General features: G+C 58.4%; 19 protein-coding genes and 2 pseudogenes. 11 read left to right on the top strand and 10 right to left on the bottom strand.

Annotated elements, in window-relative coordinates:
* Positions 1-10: 10 nt before the first annotated feature.
* Positions 11-1,864, bottom strand: a complete 1,854-nt coding sequence (locus ACSSNI_RS02530; RefSeq protein WP_200598892.1) for a copper resistance system multicopper oxidase — start codon at positions 1,862-1,864, stop codon at positions 11-13.
* A gap of 542 nt (positions 1,865-2,406) precedes the next feature.
* Positions 2,407-2,616 (bottom strand): co-regulatory protein PtrA N-terminal domain-containing protein, encoded by a 210-nt coding sequence (locus ACSSNI_RS02525; protein ID WP_046164453.1) that lies wholly within the window; start codon positions 2,614-2,616, stop codon positions 2,407-2,409.
* Positions 2,617-3,028: 412 nt separating this feature from the next.
* Between ACSSNI_RS02525 and ACSSNI_RS02520 the strand changes: the two genes are divergently transcribed.
* Positions 3,029-3,709 carry a heavy metal response regulator transcription factor gene (locus tag ACSSNI_RS02520; protein WP_046164454.1) on the top strand — a complete coding sequence of 227 codons (681 nt, stop codon included), beginning with the start codon at positions 3,029-3,031 and terminating at the stop codon, positions 3,707-3,709.
* 65 nt (positions 3,710-3,774) lie between these two features.
* Here ACSSNI_RS02520 and tcmP read toward each other — a convergent pair.
* Positions 3,775-4,488, bottom strand: a pseudogene (gene tcmP / locus ACSSNI_RS02515) (three-Cys-motif partner protein TcmP); the annotation flags it as partial.
* A 339-nt stretch (positions 4,489-4,827) separates the two neighbouring features.
* Between tcmP and ACSSNI_RS02510 the strand changes: the two are divergent.
* Positions 4,828-4,984: pseudogene (locus ACSSNI_RS02510) on the top strand (DUF4113 domain-containing protein); the annotation flags it as partial.
* 141 nt (positions 4,985-5,125) lie between these two features.
* On the opposite strand, the gene ACSSNI_RS02505 reads toward ACSSNI_RS02510, so the two are convergent.
* The 5 genes from ACSSNI_RS02505 to ACSSNI_RS02485 form a co-directional block, all read right to left on the bottom strand.
* Positions 5,126-5,398, bottom strand: a complete 273-nt coding sequence (locus ACSSNI_RS02505; RefSeq protein WP_305582338.1) for a hypothetical protein — start codon at positions 5,396-5,398, stop codon at positions 5,126-5,128.
* 107 nt (positions 5,399-5,505) lie between these two features.
* A complete protein-coding gene (locus tag ACSSNI_RS02500) occupies positions 5,506-5,787 on the bottom strand; it encodes a hypothetical protein (protein ID WP_003298752.1) in 282 nt (93 codons plus the stop codon).
* 340 nt (positions 5,788-6,127) lie between these two features.
* Entirely contained in the window at positions 6,128-6,361 is a 234-nt protein-coding gene (locus ACSSNI_RS02495) for a hypothetical protein (protein WP_003298751.1), read from the bottom strand.
* Between the two features lie 128 nt (positions 6,362-6,489).
* Positions 6,490-6,948, bottom strand: coding sequence for an antitoxin Xre-like helix-turn-helix domain-containing protein (locus ACSSNI_RS02490; protein WP_226930359.1), 459 nt, complete (start codon positions 6,946-6,948; stop codon positions 6,490-6,492).
* A gap of 181 nt (positions 6,949-7,129) precedes the next feature.
* Positions 7,130-7,576 (bottom strand): hypothetical protein, encoded by a 447-nt coding sequence (locus ACSSNI_RS02485; RefSeq protein ID WP_003298997.1) that lies wholly within the window; start codon positions 7,574-7,576, stop codon positions 7,130-7,132.
* A 104-nt stretch (positions 7,577-7,680) separates the two neighbouring features.
* On the opposite strand from ACSSNI_RS02485, the gene ACSSNI_RS02480 reads away from it, so the two are divergent.
* Positions 7,681-7,971: a helix-turn-helix domain-containing protein gene (locus ACSSNI_RS02480; RefSeq protein ID WP_003298996.1), complete on the top strand. Its 291-nt coding sequence runs from the start codon at positions 7,681-7,683 to the stop codon at positions 7,969-7,971.
* A 166-nt stretch (positions 7,972-8,137) separates the two neighbouring features.
* A complete protein-coding gene (locus ACSSNI_RS02475) occupies positions 8,138-8,737 on the top strand; it encodes a DUF6088 family protein (protein ID WP_448258952.1) in 600 nt (199 codons plus the stop codon).
* A 27-nt stretch (positions 8,738-8,764) separates the two neighbouring features.
* Here ACSSNI_RS02475 and ACSSNI_RS02470 read toward each other — a convergent pair whose 3' ends face one another.
* A complete protein-coding gene (locus ACSSNI_RS02470) occupies positions 8,765-9,229 on the bottom strand; it encodes a DEAD/DEAH box helicase (protein ID WP_200639803.1) in 465 nt (154 codons plus the stop codon).
* Between the two features lie 178 nt (positions 9,230-9,407).
* Between ACSSNI_RS02470 and ACSSNI_RS02465 the strand changes: the two genes are divergently transcribed.
* The 5 genes from ACSSNI_RS02465 (at position 9,408) to ACSSNI_RS02445 (ending at position 12,446) form a co-directional block, all read left to right on the top strand.
* Positions 9,408-9,824 (top strand): polyribonucleotide nucleotidyltransferase, encoded by a 417-nt coding sequence (locus ACSSNI_RS02465; protein ID WP_200639804.1) that lies wholly within the window; start codon positions 9,408-9,410, stop codon positions 9,822-9,824.
* Complete coding sequence (locus ACSSNI_RS02460; RefSeq protein WP_102837418.1) at positions 9,824-10,759, top strand: cation diffusion facilitator family transporter; 936 nt, start codon at positions 9,824-9,826, stop codon at positions 10,757-10,759. Before ACSSNI_RS02465 ends, ACSSNI_RS02460 begins: the two co-directional genes overlap by 1 nt.
* A 305-nt stretch (positions 10,760-11,064) precedes the next feature.
* Entirely contained in the window at positions 11,065-11,544 is a 480-nt protein-coding gene (locus ACSSNI_RS02455) for an Lrp/AsnC family transcriptional regulator (protein ID WP_019340274.1), read from the top strand.
* A 124-nt stretch (positions 11,545-11,668) separates the two neighbouring features.
* Positions 11,669-12,067 (top strand): globin, encoded by a 399-nt coding sequence (locus ACSSNI_RS02450; protein WP_448258951.1) that lies wholly within the window; start codon positions 11,669-11,671, stop codon positions 12,065-12,067.
* Positions 12,068-12,227: 160 nt separating this feature from the next.
* The gene (locus tag ACSSNI_RS02445) at positions 12,228-12,446 is read left to right on the top strand and encodes a DUF2788 domain-containing protein (protein WP_046161811.1); all 219 of its coding nucleotides are present in this window, start codon (positions 12,228-12,230) and stop codon (positions 12,444-12,446) included.
* Between the two features lie 21 nt (positions 12,447-12,467).
* Here the strand turns inward: ACSSNI_RS02445 and ACSSNI_RS02440 are convergent, their stop codons facing one another.
* Positions 12,468-13,097, bottom strand: coding sequence for a pseudouridine synthase (locus ACSSNI_RS02440; protein ID WP_234484667.1), 630 nt, complete (start codon positions 13,095-13,097; stop codon positions 12,468-12,470).
* Positions 13,098-13,594: 497 nt separating this feature from the next.
* Here ACSSNI_RS02440 and urtA point away from each other — a divergent pair, with 497 nt between their 5' ends.
* Both urtA and urtB read left to right on the top strand, forming a co-directional pair.
* On the top strand, positions 13,595-14,863 hold the full coding sequence (gene urtA / locus ACSSNI_RS02435) for an urea ABC transporter substrate-binding protein (protein ID WP_102837421.1): 1,269 nt from the start codon (positions 13,595-13,597) through the stop codon (positions 14,861-14,863).
* 155 nt (positions 14,864-15,018) lie between these two features.
* Positions 15,019-16,590 carry an urea ABC transporter permease subunit UrtB gene (gene urtB, locus ACSSNI_RS02430; RefSeq protein ID WP_200639806.1) on the top strand — a complete coding sequence of 524 codons (1,572 nt, stop codon included), beginning with the start codon at positions 15,019-15,021 and terminating at the stop codon, positions 16,588-16,590.
* Positions 16,591-16,677 lie beyond the last annotated feature (87 nt).

Below are 16,677 nucleotides of genomic sequence, written 5' to 3'. Positions count from 1 at the left end.
AAAGTTCCTCTTACTCATCCACTCGGACTTCACGAAACATGCCCATTTCCATGTGAAGCAGTAGGTGACAGTGATAAGCCCAACGCCCGAGTGCATCAGCTGTCACGCGGTAGCTGCGCTTTGAACCTGGAGGCATGTCGATCGTGTGCTTGCGAACCATGAAGTTTCCGTTCTCATCTTCAAGATCGCTCCACATACCATGCAGATGAATCGGATGGGTCATCATGGTGTCGTTAACCAACGTGATGCGTACTCGCTCGCCATATTTGAGCCGCAGGGGCTCCGAATCAGAGAACTCTATGCCGTCAAATGACCAGGAGAACTTCTCCATGTGGCCGGTGAGATGGAGTTCGATCGTCCGACTTGGCTCGCGGCCGTCCGGATCCGGGAAAGTGCTGCTCAAGTCGCCATAGGTCAGGACTCGGCGGCCGTTGTCTCGTAAGCCAATACCGGGATCGTTTAGCCTATGAGTCGGGCTCATGGTCTGCATATCCACCAGTGGGTTATTGGACTCTGAGGGCGGGTGCGATTGCATACCTCCGCTCATACCCGCCATCCCAGAGTGGTCCATCCCTGACATCCCAGCCATTTTGCTGTGATCCATTCCGGACATTGCGCCCATGCCGCCCATTCCCTGCATGTCACCGTGGTTCATACCGGACATGTTGCTATGGTCCATCGCACCCATGTCGCCCTGCATGCCGCCGCCATGGTCCATGCCCGCCATACCGCCCATACTGCCGTGATCCATCCCCATATCGTCCATGGTGATTAGCGGTCGAGGATCGGTTTCTGGAACAGGAGCGCTCAGCCCTTCGGCAACCGCTAGCGTGCCACGGGCGTACCCTGTGCGGTCCATCGATTGGGCGAAGATCGTGTAAGCCTGCTCGGTTGCAGGCTCGACAATCACATCGTAGGTCTCTGCCACGGCAATGCGGAATTCGTCGACGCTAACGGGGTTGACGTATTGGCCGTCGGCTGCGACTACAGTCATCTTCAGCCCTGGAATGCGGACATCGAAATAGCTCATGGCCGAGCCGTTGATGAACCGCAGACGAAGCTTCTCGCCGGGCTTAAAGATACCGGTCCAGTTCCCGTCGGGTGCTTGGCCGTTCATTAAGTAGGTATAGGTGTAGCCACTTACGTCGGCGAGGTCGGTGGGGCTCATCTTCATCTGAGCCCACATCTTCCGATTTGCAATCGTTGCGGCCCACCCGTCTTCGCTCACATCGTTAATGAAGTCTCCGACAGTGCGCTTATGGAAGTTGTAATAATCGGACTGCTTCTTGAGCTTAGAAAGGATTCGAGCAGGATCCTCATCGGACCAATCAGTCAACATCACCACATAGTCGCGGTCATAGCTGAACGGTTCGGGATCCTTCGCATCGATGACCAACGGACCATAGACACCAAGCTGCTCTTGTAGGCCTGAATGACTGTGGTACCAATAGGTACCGTTCTGTTTAACCTGAAACTTGTAGACATACATGCCATCGGGAGCGATGCCGTGGAAGCTCAGTCCAGGCACGCCATCCATGTTGGCCGGCAGGATCATGCCGTGCCAGTGAATGGATGTATCTTCGCTCAGCTTATTCCTGACCCGCAGCGTGACCGTATCCCCTTCACGCCAACGAAGAAGCGGTCCTGGAATAGTGCCGTTGATGGTCATTGCCGTCCGAGCCGCGCCGGTGATGTTGACCGGCGTCTCCCCAATCAGTAGATCGAACTCCGTGCCGGTTAGTACGCTGGGCTGGCCGGGGCTACTCACTGCCCAGACCGGAGCTCTCCACAAACCAAGACCGCCAAGGAGGCCTGCGGCAGTCAAGCCTTTAACAAAGGTTCGCCTAGAGGTTTTACGTTGCATGTGTACGTTCCAATCAAGCTAAGGAGCCAAGCCGAAACCAGCCCTGAGGGTTGATGTTGCCAGCGTTAATTGATCTTAAAAGCTCGGGCACGGTGTCTTATCAAGCGACTCGCCTTTATTCGTAAATATGGCATGCCTGAGAAAGATGCGTGATTACATTTTTGTAAGCTTAAAACGCATCAAAAGCGATCAAGAAATCACCTGACCACGTCGATTTCTGTATGGAGGCTGCGCAATAGCTTTACCTTGGGACGGAACTTTTGATTTATTTGAAGGATGTGGCTGCAATGATGCTCATTGAAAGTCGAACATCAGAAATCTAATAGCGGCTGCCTTCCAATCACTATATTTCGACCACGCTTCTATTGTTTCCAATTTATGTCGCATAGTTGGCGATGCCGCTTAAAAATGTGAGCGGCTAATACGACTTCGCTAGTTCTTCCAACTGAGGCTGCAAGTGGCAACACCATGGCAGCTACAACGTTCGTAGAAGCTGCCATAGTTACCAGAGCCGCATGGTTAAATTTGCATAAGGCTTCGCATTAGCAGTTAGCGTGAGCGTGCTTCGTTGAAGCTGCCTTTGAGACTACCTCCTGAGATTGGTCCTTCTTGTCAGCCTGATAACTAGCGATCGCTAGCTGGCGAGCCTGCTCCAGACGAGCAAAGGTACGATCACCACCACCCTCTGCCATCGCATAGGTAGAGCTTGCCGCGATGGCGAGCAGTACGGAAAGAAATCTGAAAAGTTTCATCGCTTGTTACCTCGTTGAAAGACATGAACTACCCAGCACCGCTCTAAGCAGAGTCTTGGGCTAGGGCTTGTGTCTAAGCTAACCGAGCGTTCCTGTCAGATCCCTGATCTAGACATTACGGTTTCGTCAGTAATGCAGGCAAGCAGTTAGCGAAAGCGAAAGCGTGTATGCGCTTTTCGTTCTGACAATAGGCCTTGTTTCCTGCCGGCAAAAAAAAGGCGCCATCTAGGCGCCGATAGGCCAAAGGAGCATGGAAAAGGCCAAAAAGCAGAGTGTGGGAGCAACTGCTGATGTAGACGTTAGCGCTACAAGCTGTCAGACAGATGATGCGGGCATTACGTTTCTGTAAGGTACTGGCTGCAAGATCTGAGAGTCGGCACACTGTGATCTCAATGCAGGCGGAGTACTTTCAATGAAGCTTCTTGTTGCTGAAGATGAGCCGAAAACGGGCACCTACCTACAGCAGGGGCTCACTGAGGCGGGCTTCACTGTCGATCGGGTTCTGAATGGGACCGATGCTGCTCAGCATGCGCTTAATGCGGCATACGACCTGCTCATCTTAGATGTGATGATGCCTGGTTTGGATGGGTGGCAGGTTTTACAGAAAGTCCGCGCGGCCGGTAATGAGGTCCCCGTGCTTTTCCTCACCGCCAGAGATGGGGTACAGGATCGCGTAAAGGGGTTGGAGCTGGGCGCTGATGATTATCTTATCAAGCCGTTTGCATTCTCCGAATTGCTCGCCAGGATCCGTACGTTGCTTCGCCGCGGCAACCATGCTCCCAACCAAACGATACTCAAGCTCCTCGACCTTGAGATGGATCTGCTGAGACGTCGGGTTACGCGCTCGGGGAAACGCATAGACCTAACCGCCAAGGAATTCGCACTTCTTGAGCTATTGCTTAGGCGTCGCGGGGAAGTCCTGTCCAAATCGCTCATTGCCTCCCAGGTATGGGACATGAACTTCGATAGCGACACCAATGTGATCGAGGTGGCGGTACGGCGGCTGAGAGCGAAAATTGATGATGAATTCGAGCCGAAGCTCATACAAACAGCTCGTGGGATGGGCTATTTGATCGACGCGCCAGACGCCTAGAGTGTAATAGCAGCTATCTTCTCTCGATGGGCCAACTACTCTACCTGGTCTGTCCCGGGCCGAGCCTAGCCTTCTGAGTTATACTTATTCAGTGGCGGCAGGAAGAAGATGGGTCGCTGCGGGGGCGCTATCAAAATGTCAGTAGATTTGATGCTTGTGCCCTTGCGGCGCTTAGTTTTGCCATCTTTGCCGATCGCCAGCAGATCACCGGTCGCGACAGCCATACCGAGCGCCTGCTTTACACGAAGCTCGTCAGCCATGGTGTAATTGGTCAATCCACTCATCAGGCCCAGAAAAGGTTGCCGTTCAACCTCGTAGACCTGCTTAGGCAAGAGCTCTGAAAGCTCGCCACGGATGCGGTCATCCGTGGCATCGTCGAAGTGGTGCTCATCCAGCAGCAAATCGTGCTGACCTGTCACGGCGATATCCCGATTGGCGTCGTAACCAAAAAAGCTGGAAGGCGACAGCATATGGGAAAAGTTGTTGCCGTATTTCCAGTGGATCTTCTTCATCACATCATTAGCGCGGTAGTTGTTCGCCAGATGGATAAACCAATAGGCCATCGGGTTGCTGCCGGCCGGACGAATGAAGAAGACGGTCATGTACTGGGCACCGCTTTCCTGCTTGATCCCCTCGGACAGATAGCGCTGGATCAGGTATTGCCAGCTCCGTGGCTGATGCGCCTTCAGCTGTTTAAGCATGTCCCATGGCACATGCTGATCCAAGCCGATATTTGCAATGGCTTTCCGGTTCGCTTGGCGGTCGGCTAGATACGTAACTGTTGCCGCCGATGATTTTTTGACCCGGGTGCCGACGCTATGCAGACCCAACCCAGCAGTCTTAAAAGTTGAAATGCAACAGCGAGTTCAGCGTTCGAAACTGGGGCAATGAAATACCGGCATGTGGGTCAAAAATGCATCGGCAGCAACAGATACAGTATTTTTGAAGCCGTCATCATGAGTTTGACACCGCTCGGCCCGCTGCGCGCGTCCATCCAGCGGCTGCCCCTGTTCCTGAGTCCGATCGCCTCTGGCTTCCCCTCGCCGGCCGAGGATCACATCGAGGTCACCCTGTCTCTGGACGACCCGTGCGTCGCTACACCGCCAGTGACTGCCGAGCGGGTGATGGGCGTGATGGATGCGATCAATGCGCGATGGGGACGGGGAACCATGCGATCTGCAGGGGTGCCGGTGAAACCGGACTGAGGGCATGCGGCGGGAGATGATGAGCCCGAGCAATACGACGCGGATTGATCAGTTATGGACGGTAACGTAAGCGCTTGAGGCAGCCTACCCTGGAAGAAACAGGTATAAGCCAAGAGCTGCCCGAGTGCGAATTGATTCGCTCTAGTTGATTCAGGCGTTCATTGCCCCAGAGCAGTCAGCGAGATTGGCCTGACTGGCGACTGTTTCAGTTCTATGATGAAACCTGCCTGATATCCAACACGACCCAGACTTCATACCCTTTCTCTCGAGCCGCTTTCTCGGCCTCGAGTTGGGCAGCGAGTGTACTGATGGAGCGGGAGCTGTGCTCGAAGCGGAATGGCGAGCCACCGTTCTTGCGCACGCTCAATTCAACGAGTGTGAAGGTGGAGTGCTGTTTGGGTATTGGCTGCTTCGATTTCGAAGGAGCGGGGTCTAGGCCAAGTGCGCGCCGCATCTCGGCTTCAATGAGTTTTGCGTCAGTCAAGCGAGATCCCTAGAGCGATTGCGGGTGACGCCATTGTAGCGAGGAGTGGTGCTGACATGGCCTGAGTTCGATGCTGGCGAGCCAACAACCTCATCTCTGCGATATGGCTACGAATCACCAAAGTAGTCATCACAGGCGACTAGTCCGAATGGGCGTTCCTCGCAGGGCTGCTCATCGCTGAACAGATTCTGCGTGCGGCGCTCCTGCTTCAAAAACGCTAGCGCCGCGAAAAAGCAACTTTCGCATAGATTGACTCGATAGCGCTCGCCATCATGCCCTGCGCCATAGCCCCAGAGCGCCTGGAGCGTCCCGAACTGCTCGCCGTATCCCGGCACCCTCGTACTGGTAGCGCATACATCGCAAATGGTGTCTTTATGGGGCTCTGTCATCGGGCAGTTCTCGTGTTCGTATTAAAGAGGGCGGCGGGGGGGCACTGCACAACGGAGTGCCTTTTGCCAATTTGCAAGCGCCGCTGCGTCAGCTCAAGCATGGTCTGGTGCACCATGCCAGCGGTGGATGTGGCAGGTCTTCGACAACTGAACTGGGCTATCGAAGGGAGGATTCAAAAGCAACTGCGCTGATAAACTTATCGACAGTTGCAGATGCAGAAATCAGCAATCCGACTGGGTCAATTTCCCATCAGCGCCAACACTTCAAGCTGTCCATCGACGACCTGTGCCATGATTGGAAATGCGACGAGTGTCTGGAGATGCGGTTGGCTTTGGTTTGTCAAGGTTGTCCCCTGCACGTTTCTTGCGTTGCCGGCGGCGACCACTCCATTCCCTCTTCGAGGATCGGATGGCTTTCGCTCACGACGATCAACGGTTTGTTCCGATTCTCCAGCGCGAACATGGCGATGGAGCCTCCGGCGTCCGCCACCGGCACCGCCCCCTGTGGCTCAAGCCTGCCAACCCAGACATATTGCCGGGTCTCCAAACATGCAAGGTAATACGAAATACCCATGTTTCCTCCGAATTCGAATCAAGTCTTTTGCTGCGCCAATCCGGAACGGGAGGCGGTACTGCCGCAATCATCAAAGGCAGCATGACACGCTCACACGACAACTATCCTGACGCGGCGGGGTTCCTCTTTCACTGATCAGCACTTGCTTTGTTGCTGACCACCGTTTGCATTCGACCTATCCCCTCTTGGTTAAGCTCACCAGCCCTACAAAGGGCGTCAATCCCCTTGTAAGTCTCGAACAGGGACATGAGGTCGCCCTGCGCCATGATTTCCAACGGTTTACGGCCATTAAAGAAATCGTTGTGGTTTTCCTTGCCCGCAAAACCGTAGACGTTCTCAGGGTTATCAAAGACCAGTCGCAAGCTGGCGTGGCAGTTCAATACGATGCTGGCCCGCTCCAGTTGATCGAAGTCGAGTTCCACGCCCTTGCCCTGCTGAGCATGGGAAATGCTGCTGCGCGAGACACGAAGAATACTGCACACCTGCTCAGTAGTAGACTTCCATTTCTCTAGGATTCTCAGTGCCGTTCGGAGAATCACGCTGCCCTGATCCTTTGAGAATGCAAGGGTTTTGGATGCTGCATGCATGGTGGTAGCTCCTGTATCTACGCAACATGGCGGTCGAGTCAGGTCATGCGCAACGGGGGGAAGTATTTCGCTAAACCGTGACCGCCTGTTTCGAAGTAGGCTGGAAATTGGTCACGTTGTTAGCGAAATGAGTGGTCATGCGTTAGCGAAAAGGCCGGTCACGATGGGCCGAAATACGCACCTAGCCTCGCAGATGCAATGCCGCAGAGAAGATCACGTGGGTACTCATCCGAGTATCGAGAGGCTGACTCGCTGAGGTTGAGTACGTGCGATCGCCTTCCACTCTGTACTGATGCCCAAGCACATTACCTTGAGCGTCTCGAATGGAGCTAATCTCCAGCAATGGCTCCATCATCCAACGACCAGCCTTGTTCATGTGCCCTGGATTCACAAGATACGCCTGCTCCAGCCAGGCGTGCTCAGTCTGCGCAGCTATGACCTGTTCCAGCAATGGAACCGACGGGACCATTAGCATGCTTCGAAAGGCCTCGTTTCCATCGTCCTCAACGATCTGCAAATAGAACCAGAGCCAGGTCACCTCTAGCTCGACATATGACCAGAACTGGACGCCATCTGGCGCTGTTGAGAGTCCGGGGAGCAGCTCCGCATTTCGGCTGGTCTTGAACACGCGGCAATCACCTAATGAGAATTGTGTTTGATTGGTGCACAATATATTTTGTAGTCATATATTGTTCAATCGCGCTTCATCTTTCCATTTTGCGGAGCAGCAAAATGGAAGTCCGGGATTCGTTCGGGAAAGCGTTGAGATTCGTGCGGCACCGTAGGGGGCTGGCGCAGGAAGATTTCTCGCTCGTTAGCAGCCGTACCTTCGTCAGCATGCTGGAGCGCGGGGCAACGAGCCCGACTCTCGAAAAGCTCGATAGCCTCTGCACGGTGCTCGACACTCATCCGGTCACCCTCTTGGCCCTGACCTACTTGCTTGGATCCGAAGCTCCTGAAAGTTTTGAGCAGCTCCTGGAGAAGGTTGGTGAGGAGTTGAGAGCTCTAGTCGAACCTGACTGATTACTCAGCGAGGCTGTGTGAGGGACCGGTTCCGTGGCCGCACAGTGAGTGTTGACCTTGCTGTCCCTCTGTGCCCTGTGGCTGGCCTGGAGGTCCCGTTTTTGGCAGGGCTTATAGTTTTTGTGGGCGTCAGAAAATATGTGGATTCTGACTTTTTGGGGCTCATATGTCCGTCGCACAAGCTATTTTAAATCGAGTCAAGCACATGCCAAAGGGGAGGCCCTTTGCCGGCGCGGTGTTCGCGCAGATCGGTTCCCGTGCGTCGATTGATAAAGCGCTTTCTAGGCTGGTGCAATCAGGCACGCTGGAGCGAGTAGCTCGCGGTGTCTACATGCGCCCCAAAATGAGCAAGTACACCGGCAGGGTGGTGCGCCCGAGTCCGCTGGCTGTCATGGAGGTCATCACGAAGGCGAGCGGCGAGACGATCCAGATACACGGCGCGGAGGCTGTTCGGAGGTTGGGCCTCAGCACACAGATGCAGGTGTTGCCGACCTTTTACACCAGCGGATCTACTCGCGAGATCAAGGTTGGCAATGCGGTGGTTCGCCTCCGCCACGTATCCAAGGACCGCTTGCAGCACGCCGGCACGACGGTAGGTGTGGCGCTTACTGCTCTCTACTACATCGGGAAAGAAGGGCTGTCCGCTAATGTGGTTTCCAAGATTGTTAGTGCGCTGAGCGGCGAAGAGCTGATGAAGCTCCGGGCCTGCAAGATGCCGGAGTGGATGCGGTCGGCATTGCGCTTTGCTGCCAAGGAGATTGAGTAGTGCGCAATAGCACCTACCCGACTCCACCTACTGGCAGCTACCAAAGCCTGAGGCGAGACGTGGCTGGCTTTTCTGACAAGACAATGCGACTTCCTGCGCATTTAGCAAAACGTGAAACTCATCGAAGATCACCAGCCCCACGCCTTCAAGGGCCGGATCGTCCTGCAAGCGACGCGCAAGGATGCCTTCGGTGACAACCTCGATGCGGGTATTCGGCCCGACCTTGCTGTCCAGCCGAATGCGATAGCCGACAGTTTCGCCAACCTTCTCGCCCAGCTCGCTGGCCAGGCGCTCAGCCGCCGCACGGGCCGCCAGCCGGCGCGGTTCAAGCATGACGATCGACTGCCCGCCGAGCCATGGCTCGTTCAACAAGGCCAGCGGCACTCGGGTGGTCTTGCCGGCACCGGGCGGTGCTTCGAGCACCGCTTCGTCACGCACTAGCAGGGCCTGGCGCAGCGCCGGCAGGGCTTCATCGATGGGCAGGGCAATCATGGGAACTCCGCTTCAAGGGCCGCGATTATAGCGGGCGCAGTCCTCGACGCAGCCTCACGGAGCGCTGCGGTTATACGCGGTGCAACAACGCCGAACAGAGCGTGCAGCGGGAGTGTCTGATATCGGGAAAACATCACTCAGCCCTTGTATAGTTGCGCCACTTTCCCCGGAGGTCCTTATGCGTACTCGTTCCCGTGTCATCGGCGGCGTGCTGGCCGTCTCCCTGTTCACCCAACTGACCGCCTGCGGCACGCTGTTCTACCCCGACCGCCGTGGGCAGATCGATGGCCGGATCGATCCCGCCATCGCCGCGCTAAACGCGGTAGGGCTGATTTTCTATCTCATCCCCGGCCTGATCGCCTTTGGCATCGACTTCGCCACCGGCGCGATCTACCTGCCGGACGACAGCTACTCCATGGCCCCGGAAAAACTGCAGGAAGCCATCGGCGCCGACGGCGTGATCGACCAGGCCAAGCTCAAGGCGATCATCGAGACCGAAACCGGCCGCAGCCTGCCAATGGATGATCCTCGCCTGATCCAGCACAACGGCAGCGTCGAGCAACTTGCCGCCTTCGGACTGCGTCCGGCCGCCTGATGCAGCACACCCGCGAGCGCAAAGGCGTCAGTGCCGAACACGCCAGATTGATGCGACGTGCCACGCGACTGGCGCTGGCCGTCGCGCTGACGCTGGCTGCGAGCAAGGCGCTGGCCTGGTGGTTGAGTGGCTCAGTCAGCTTGCTGGCGGGGCTCACCGATTCCTTGCTGGACGGCGCCGCCTCGCTGCTCAACCTGTTGGCGGTGCACTACTCGCTGCGACCCGCGGACGAGGATCATCGCTATGGCCACGGCAAGGCCGAGGCACTGGCAGGGCTTGGTCAGGGTGCCTTCATTTCGGTGAGTGCGATTCTGGTCTGCGTCCAGGGCGTCGATCGCATGCTGCATCCTGAGCCGCTGGGCGCACCGACGCTGGGCATCGCGGTGATGCTGCTGTCACTGGCGCTAACAGTGGCGCTGCTGATGTATCAACGCCGCGTGGTGCGCGAAACCGGCTCCACGGCGATCCGTGCCGACTCGCTGCATTACCGTTCCGACCTGCTGCTCAACAGCAGCATCCTTGTCGCGCTGGTACTCGCCGGTTATGGCTGGGAACGGCTTGACGCCGTATTCGGCATCGCCATCGCGGTCTACATCTTCTGGAGCGCGCTGAGCATCGTCCGCGAGGCCGGTGCGGTACTGATGGATACCGAGCTCCCGCCCGAGATCAGCGAGGACATGCATCGGTTGGCCTGCGATGTACCCGGCGTGGTTGGCTGTCATGACCTGCGCACCCGCGTTTCGGGCACCCGCTGGTTCGTGCAGATGCACCTGGAGTTGCCCGGAAATCTGCCGCTGATCGAGGCACACGCACTCTGTGACCAGGTCGAAGGCGCCATCCACGCCAAGTACCCGCGCGCCGAGGTGCTGGTGCATGCCGATCCGCTGGAAGTGGTGAGGCCACAACCCAGCCTGGAGCCGACCGCCAGCCCATAAAAAAAGACCACGTGGCGAGACGTGGTCTTTTTTCAATACTGCTCTGAATTCGCTGGCCGCTTGTGGCGGATTCTTCGACAGCGCCTTGTGGGCGGTGCTGGCCCGGACCGATGACCTCGGTAAGGTATACGGTTGGCGCGGAGGGGTAAGTACCGCGTCAGTTCTGCCGGGGGCTGAAGTTGGATAAAGCTTACGCCGCGCGCCCCGACAGATGTTTGCGAAAATTGCTCATATCAAGGCCTGTTGCGCAATCATTGCGCCCGGATGCATAGTTACGTGCAACTAAACCCTGCGAGCAGCCAATCATGAGCAAACTGGATCGCTACGACCTGCGTATTCTTGCCGAACTGCAGCACGACGCGCGCATCTCCAATCAGGATCTGGCCGAGCGCATCGGCCTTTCACCGTCGCCCTGTTCACGACGGGTCAAACAGCTCGAAGACGACGGCTACATTGCCCGCCAGGTCGCCCTGCTCGACCGCAAGAAGCTCGGCCTGACGTTGACCGCCTACGTGCTGATCGGCATGGACCGGCACACGCCGGAGCGCTTCGAACACTTCGAAGGAATGATCGGCAAATGCCCGGAAGTGCTCGAATGCAGCCTGGTCACAGGGATGGACGCCGACTATCAACTCAAGGTCGTGGTACCGGACATGGACCACTATCAGGCCTTTCTGCTCGGCACACTGACCCGCATCGAAGGTGTCACCAGCGTGCGGTCAAGCTTTGTCCTGCGGCAGGTGTCATCGAGTACCGAACTGCCACTGGAGCATTTGCGAGGCTGAGACACCGCTCACACTTGCAACCCACACAGCTCGAAGGGCTATTACCTATAATTCGCGCCTTTCTATTCTGCTCACCTCCGAATGGTTTCTGGCAGGCGCAGCGATCAGCCTTCGTGCAAGGGAAATGCCTCATGAAGACACCAACCGCGTCATGCAGAGCTACGGCCGCTGCTGCGCCAGCGCAGACTTCTTCGACGACTTCTATGCCTCCTTTCTGTCCAGCTCGCCAGCAGTGCGGGAGAAGTTCGTCAAAACCGACATGACGGCTCAGAAACAGCTGCTGCGGGCCGGCATCCTCAACCTGGTCCTGTTCGCGCGCGGCATGCCCGATACCAAACTCCAGGCCTTGGGCAAGAGCCACTCTCGCGGCCATCTGGACATCCGTCCCGAGCTCTATGACCTCTGGATCGCCGCGCTGCTGAAAACCATCGGCCAGCATGATCGGCAGCTGGAAAAAGAAGACCTTCAGGCCTGGCGCACAGTGCTCAACAAGGGCATCGACGTGATCAAGTCCCACTACTGATCACGCACCCAAGCTCGGAACAGCCTCCCGTTCGAACCCATCAAGCGCTGCGCCGTCCAATCTCCCGGAGCAGCTGAGCGCCCGCCGCGGGCGTATACTGCACCGCTGCCGCGCCCTATCAGCCTCGGGCGCATTCGTCGATGTCAGTCAGGAGTAAAGCGTGGAGCCTGAAGTATTTGAGAAGTGGATGATGATCGTCCTGGTCGGCGGCCTGATGGCCTTCATGGCGTTCATCATCTGGGACCTGGCGAAGAAGTCGAAAGCCGGGCGCCTTGGCACTGCCATCCTGTTTCTGGGTTTGGGCCTGTGCCTGTTTGCCTTTCTGGCGAAGCCGATCATCGGCTATGTCATCGAAGTGACCCAGGGCATTCCGCACTGATCGCTTGGCCCTGCCGGCGCTTCATAACTGCGCCGCCACTTCCCGCCACTCGCCTGGCTGCAGACCGTCCAGCGACCAGGGCCCGATCCTGACCCGCACCAGCCGCAGCGTTGGCAGACCGACCGATGCGGTCATCCTGCGCACCTGACGGTTACGCCCTTCACGAATCACCAGTTCCAGCCAACTGGTCGGCACGCTCTTGCGAAAGCGCACCGGCGGAGTGCGCGGCCACAGCTGCGGCTCGTCGAGCGCCCGGGCTTCCGCGGGCAGCGTCATGCCATCGTTGAGCTCGACCCCCTCGCATAGCCGCCGCAGCTGCTCAGCGCTGACTTCTCCCTCCACCTGCACCCAGTAGGTTTTCGCCAACTTGTGCTTGGGATCGGCTATGCGCGCCTGCAGTTGTCCGTCATTGGTCAGCAGCAGCAGGCCTTCGCTGTCGCGATCCAGCCGCCCGGCCGGGTAAACACCCGGTACTGGCACGAAGTCCTTCAGGGTGGCGCGACCATCGGCATCGTTGAACTGGGTGAGCACATCGAACGGCTTGTTCAACAACAGCAGGCGCGGCTCGGCAGGCGGCGCCTTGGCGACCCGGCGGGGTTGAGTGCGACCTTGAACAGAGCGCGGTGGGCGTGGGGGTGAAGTACGCGACATGACGAGGCCTTCAAGAACAGGCCGGCCATGCTAGGGCGAGCCCTGCCAGCCGGCAAGCGACAGTGCCATTCTGGCTGAACCGATGAACGCGGCGCATACGGCAGCCGGTATCGCTGGCTCAATCCATCTACGAAACACCCAATGGCCAGCCGTGGATGTAGAAAGCGACATCCATCCTACCCAAGCCTCCCACCGATTCATCTCGCCACACGACCGCACCCCAGGATGGCGTGGAGCGATGCGATACCCGTCAATACGTCGAGCGCCGCAACAGGCGAAGCGCACCAGCGCGGTGCATGGCGTGCCCCGCCGTCTCATGGGACGCCCCGAAATCGGACGACCGAGCCCTAGTGCTCCATTAGAGAGCATTTCCCAAACGCGCCAGAAGCACCGAATCAGAGGGCTTACAGTGAATTGGCACGGATGCTGCGATAGAGCTCCCTGTCCCAAAGGACCAACCCCACAGTTGCGCATGGACAGCCAAGGAGCCGCCCACAATGAAACGCCGTCCCCTACTGAAGTCCACCCTCGCCGCCAGTGCCCTGATGCTCAGCGGTCTGTTCCCGTTCACCCTGCAGGCCGCCGAGACCATCAAGGTCGGCATCCTGCATTCGCTGTCCGGCACCATGGCCATTTCAGAAACATCCCTGAAAGACATGGCGCTGATGACCATCGACGAAATCAACGCCAACGGCGGCGTATTGGGCAAGCAGCTCGAGCCGGTGGTGGTCGACCCTGCGTCCAACTGGCCGCTGTTCGCTGAGAAAGCCCGCCAGCTGCTGACCCAGGACAAGGTTGCGGTGACCTTTGGTTGCTGGACGTCGGTTTCGCGCAAATCCGTGCTGCCGGTCTTTGAAGAGCTCGACGGCCTGCTCTTCTACCCGGTGCAGTACGAGGGCGAGGAAATGTCGCCGAACGTGTTCTACACCGGCGCGGCGCCAAACCAGCAGGCCATTCCGGCTGTCGAGTACCTGATGAGCGAAGACGGCGGCAGCGCCGAGCGCTTCTTCCTACTCGGTACCGACTACGTCTACCCGCGAACCACCAACAAGATCCTGCGCGCCTTCCTGATCAGCAAGGGCGTACCGGAATCGAACATCGAAGAGGTCTACACCCCGTTCGGCCACAGCGATTACCAGACCATCGTCGCCGACATCAAGAAGTTCTCCGCAGGCGGCAAAACCGCCGTCGTCTCGACCATCAACGGCGACTCCAACGTGCCGTTCTACAAGGAATTGGCCAACCAGGGCCTGGAAGCGACCGACGTGCCGGTCGTGGCCTTTTCGGTCGGTGAAGAAGAACTGCGCGGCATCGACACCAAGCCGCTGGTCGGTCACCTGGCCGCGTGGAACTACTTCCAGTCGGTTGAAAACCCGGTCAACGACAAGTTCGTGAGCCAATGGAAGGCCTACGCCAAGGAAAAAGGCCTGCCGGGTGCTGACAAGGCAGTGACCAACGATCCGATGGAAGCCACCTATGTCGGCATCCACATGTGGGCGCAGGCGGTCGAGAAGGCAGGGACTACCGACGTCAAGCCCGTGGTCAAGGCGCTGGCCGGCCAGACCTTCGAAGCACCAAGCGGCTACACCCTGACCATGGACGAGAAGAACCACCACCTGCACAAGCCGGTGATGATCGGCGAAGTCCAGGACGACGGTCAGTTCTCGGTGGTTTGGGAAACCGAAAGTCCGGTCCGCGCCCAGCCGTGGAGCCCGTACATTCCGGGCAACGACAAGAAGCCGGATCACCCGGTGAAGTCGAACTGAGGATGGCCTTCGTGGTGGATGGATGAAGCGCCGACTACGCGTCCCGATCCACCCTACGTTTGCTCGACTCCGCAGGTGGATGCCCTCTGGGCATCCACCTCGATCGTCGCCAGCTCCATCAAGAGAGCCCGCGGCGCCCCCTGGGGAATGCATAGATGAACACTGCCCTGTACCGAATATTTCTGCTGCTCTTGCTCGCTCTGCCCTGGGCAGCCCACGCAGGAGACGCAGCCGACTACGCCAAGGTGAGCTCGTCCAAGCAGGCCAAGCTGCTTGAAGAATGGGCCATCGCGCCGGTGCCCGAGCGCCTGGCACTGATCGAAGCGCTGCGCGCCAATCGCGTCGTTATCGACAAGAACAAGACCCCTTTTCTCAACGACGGCGACACCTACCGTGCCCTCGAAGGCGACGCTGAACCCCTCGGCACGCCGAAGAAGCTGCGCTTGAACAACCGTCTACGCGGCTTGCTCAACACTGCGCTGGCCAGCCATCGGTTGTTCTCAGACGACCCGGCAGACCGCCTCAGCGCCGCCAAGCGCCTGCAGCGCAGCGGCCAACCGGAGCAGCTACCACTCCTGCAGCAACGTCTCGAAGCGGAAGATGACCCGGCCGTACGCGAAGCCCTCACCCTGACGCTGGCAAACCTGCAACTAAGCGCAGAAGACCCCGCCGTGCGCCTGGCCGCCGTACGCCTGCTCGGCGAAACAGGCGCGCCGCTGGCGCGAGTGAGGCTGGAAAACCTGCTTGCCGATGAAGCCGAAACCGATTCCGGCGTGCGCAAAGCGGCGGAGACCAGCCTGGCCCAGGTCAAACGCAAACTGTTGATTGGCGAGCTGCTCGGCCAGGCGTTCAGCGGATTGTCGCTGGGCTCGATCCTGCTGCTCGCGGCGCTGGGCCTGGCCATCACGTTCGGCCTGCTGGGCGTGATCAACATGGCCCACGGCGAGATGCTCATGCTCGGCGCCTACACCACCTACATGGTGCAAGTGCTGATGGCCCGACTCATGCCGGATGCGTTGGCCTTCTATCCACTGGTGGCGCTGCCGGTGGCCTTCTTTGTGACCGCCGCCATCGGCATGGCGCTGGAACGCACCGTGATCCGTCACCTCTACGGTCGCCCGCTGGAAACCCTGCTGGCAACCTGGGGCATCAGCCTGATCCTGATCCAGCTGGTGCGCGTAATGTTCGGCGCGCAGAACGTCGAGGTCGCCAACCCCGGCTGGCTATCCGGCGGCCTGCAAGTACTGCCGAATCTGGTGCTGCCCTACAACCGTATGGTGATCATCGGCTTTGCGCTGTTCGTGGTGCTTTTGACCTGGCTGTTGCTAAACAAGACTCGCCTCGGCCTGAACGTGCGAGCCGTGACCCAGAACCGCAACATGGCCGCCTGCTGCGGCGTACCGACCGGGCGTATCGACATGATGGCGTTCGGATTGGGCTCGGGTATCGCAGGGCTCGGCGGCGTGGCGCTCTCGCAGATCGGCAACGTCGGCCCGGACCTGGGTCAGGGCTACATCATCGACTCGTTCCTGGTTGTGGTGCTCGGCGGCGTTGGTCAACTGGCCGGCAGCATCTTCGCGGCTTTCGGCCTTGGCATCGCCAACAAGATCCTCGAACCACAGATCGGCGCCGTGCTGGGCAAGATCCTCATCCTCGCGCTGATCATCCTGTTCATCCAGAAGCGTCCGCAGGGGTTGTTCGCGCTGAAAGGGAGGGTGATCGATTGATGTCCTCATCGACTCACCGCCTGCATTGCCGTAGGAGCGAGCTGGCTCGCGAACAGCGCTACACGCCGAGCTGCAGAGCGCAGAATT

The organism is Stutzerimonas tianxiuensis, from assembly GCF_053470365.1.
This window is presented reverse-complemented; position numbering and strand designations above follow the sequence as displayed.

Coding starts and splice junctions, on each gene's coding strand:
- ACSSNI_RS02450 (WP_448258951.1), top strand. CDS start 11,669: ATGCCTCATGAAGACACCAACCGCGTCATGCAGAGCTACGGCCGCTGC.
- urtA (WP_102837421.1), top strand. CDS start 13,595: ATGAAACGCCGTCCCCTACTGAAGTCCACCCTCGCCGCCAGTGCCCTG.
- ACSSNI_RS02455 (WP_019340274.1), top strand. CDS start 11,065: ATGAGCAAACTGGATCGCTACGACCTGCGTATTCTTGCCGAACTGCAG.
- ACSSNI_RS02520 (WP_046164454.1), top strand. CDS start 3,029: ATGAAGCTTCTTGTTGCTGAAGATGAGCCGAAAACGGGCACCTACCTA.
- ACSSNI_RS02530 (WP_200598892.1), bottom strand. CDS start 1,864: ATGCAACGTAAAACCTCTAGGCGAACCTTTGTTAAAGGCTTGACTGCC.
- ACSSNI_RS02525 (WP_046164453.1), bottom strand. CDS start 2,616: ATGAAACTTTTCAGATTTCTTTCCGTACTGCTCGCCATCGCGGCAAGC.
- ACSSNI_RS02500 (WP_003298752.1), bottom strand. CDS start 5,787: ATGACAGAGCCCCATAAAGACACCATTTGCGATGTATGCGCTACCAGT.
- urtB (WP_200639806.1), top strand. CDS start 15,019: ATGAACACTGCCCTGTACCGAATATTTCTGCTGCTCTTGCTCGCTCTG.
- ACSSNI_RS02475 (WP_448258952.1), top strand. CDS start 8,138: ATGTCCGTCGCACAAGCTATTTTAAATCGAGTCAAGCACATGCCAAAG.
- ACSSNI_RS02460 (WP_102837418.1), top strand. CDS start 9,824: ATGCAGCACACCCGCGAGCGCAAAGGCGTCAGTGCCGAACACGCCAGA.
- ACSSNI_RS02495 (WP_003298751.1), bottom strand. CDS start 6,361: ATGGGTATTTCGTATTACCTTGCATGTTTGGAGACCCGGCAATATGTC.
- ACSSNI_RS02480 (WP_003298996.1), top strand. CDS start 7,681: ATGGAAGTCCGGGATTCGTTCGGGAAAGCGTTGAGATTCGTGCGGCAC.
- ACSSNI_RS02440 (WP_234484667.1), bottom strand. CDS start 13,097: ATGTCGCGTACTTCACCCCCACGCCCACCGCGCTCTGTTCAAGGTCGC.
- ACSSNI_RS02465 (WP_200639804.1), top strand. CDS start 9,408: ATGCGTACTCGTTCCCGTGTCATCGGCGGCGTGCTGGCCGTCTCCCTG.
- ACSSNI_RS02490 (WP_226930359.1), bottom strand. CDS start 6,948: ATGCATGCAGCATCCAAAACCCTTGCATTCTCAAAGGATCAGGGCAGC.
- ACSSNI_RS02470 (WP_200639803.1), bottom strand. CDS start 9,229: ATGATTGCCCTGCCCATCGATGAAGCCCTGCCGGCGCTGCGCCAGGCC.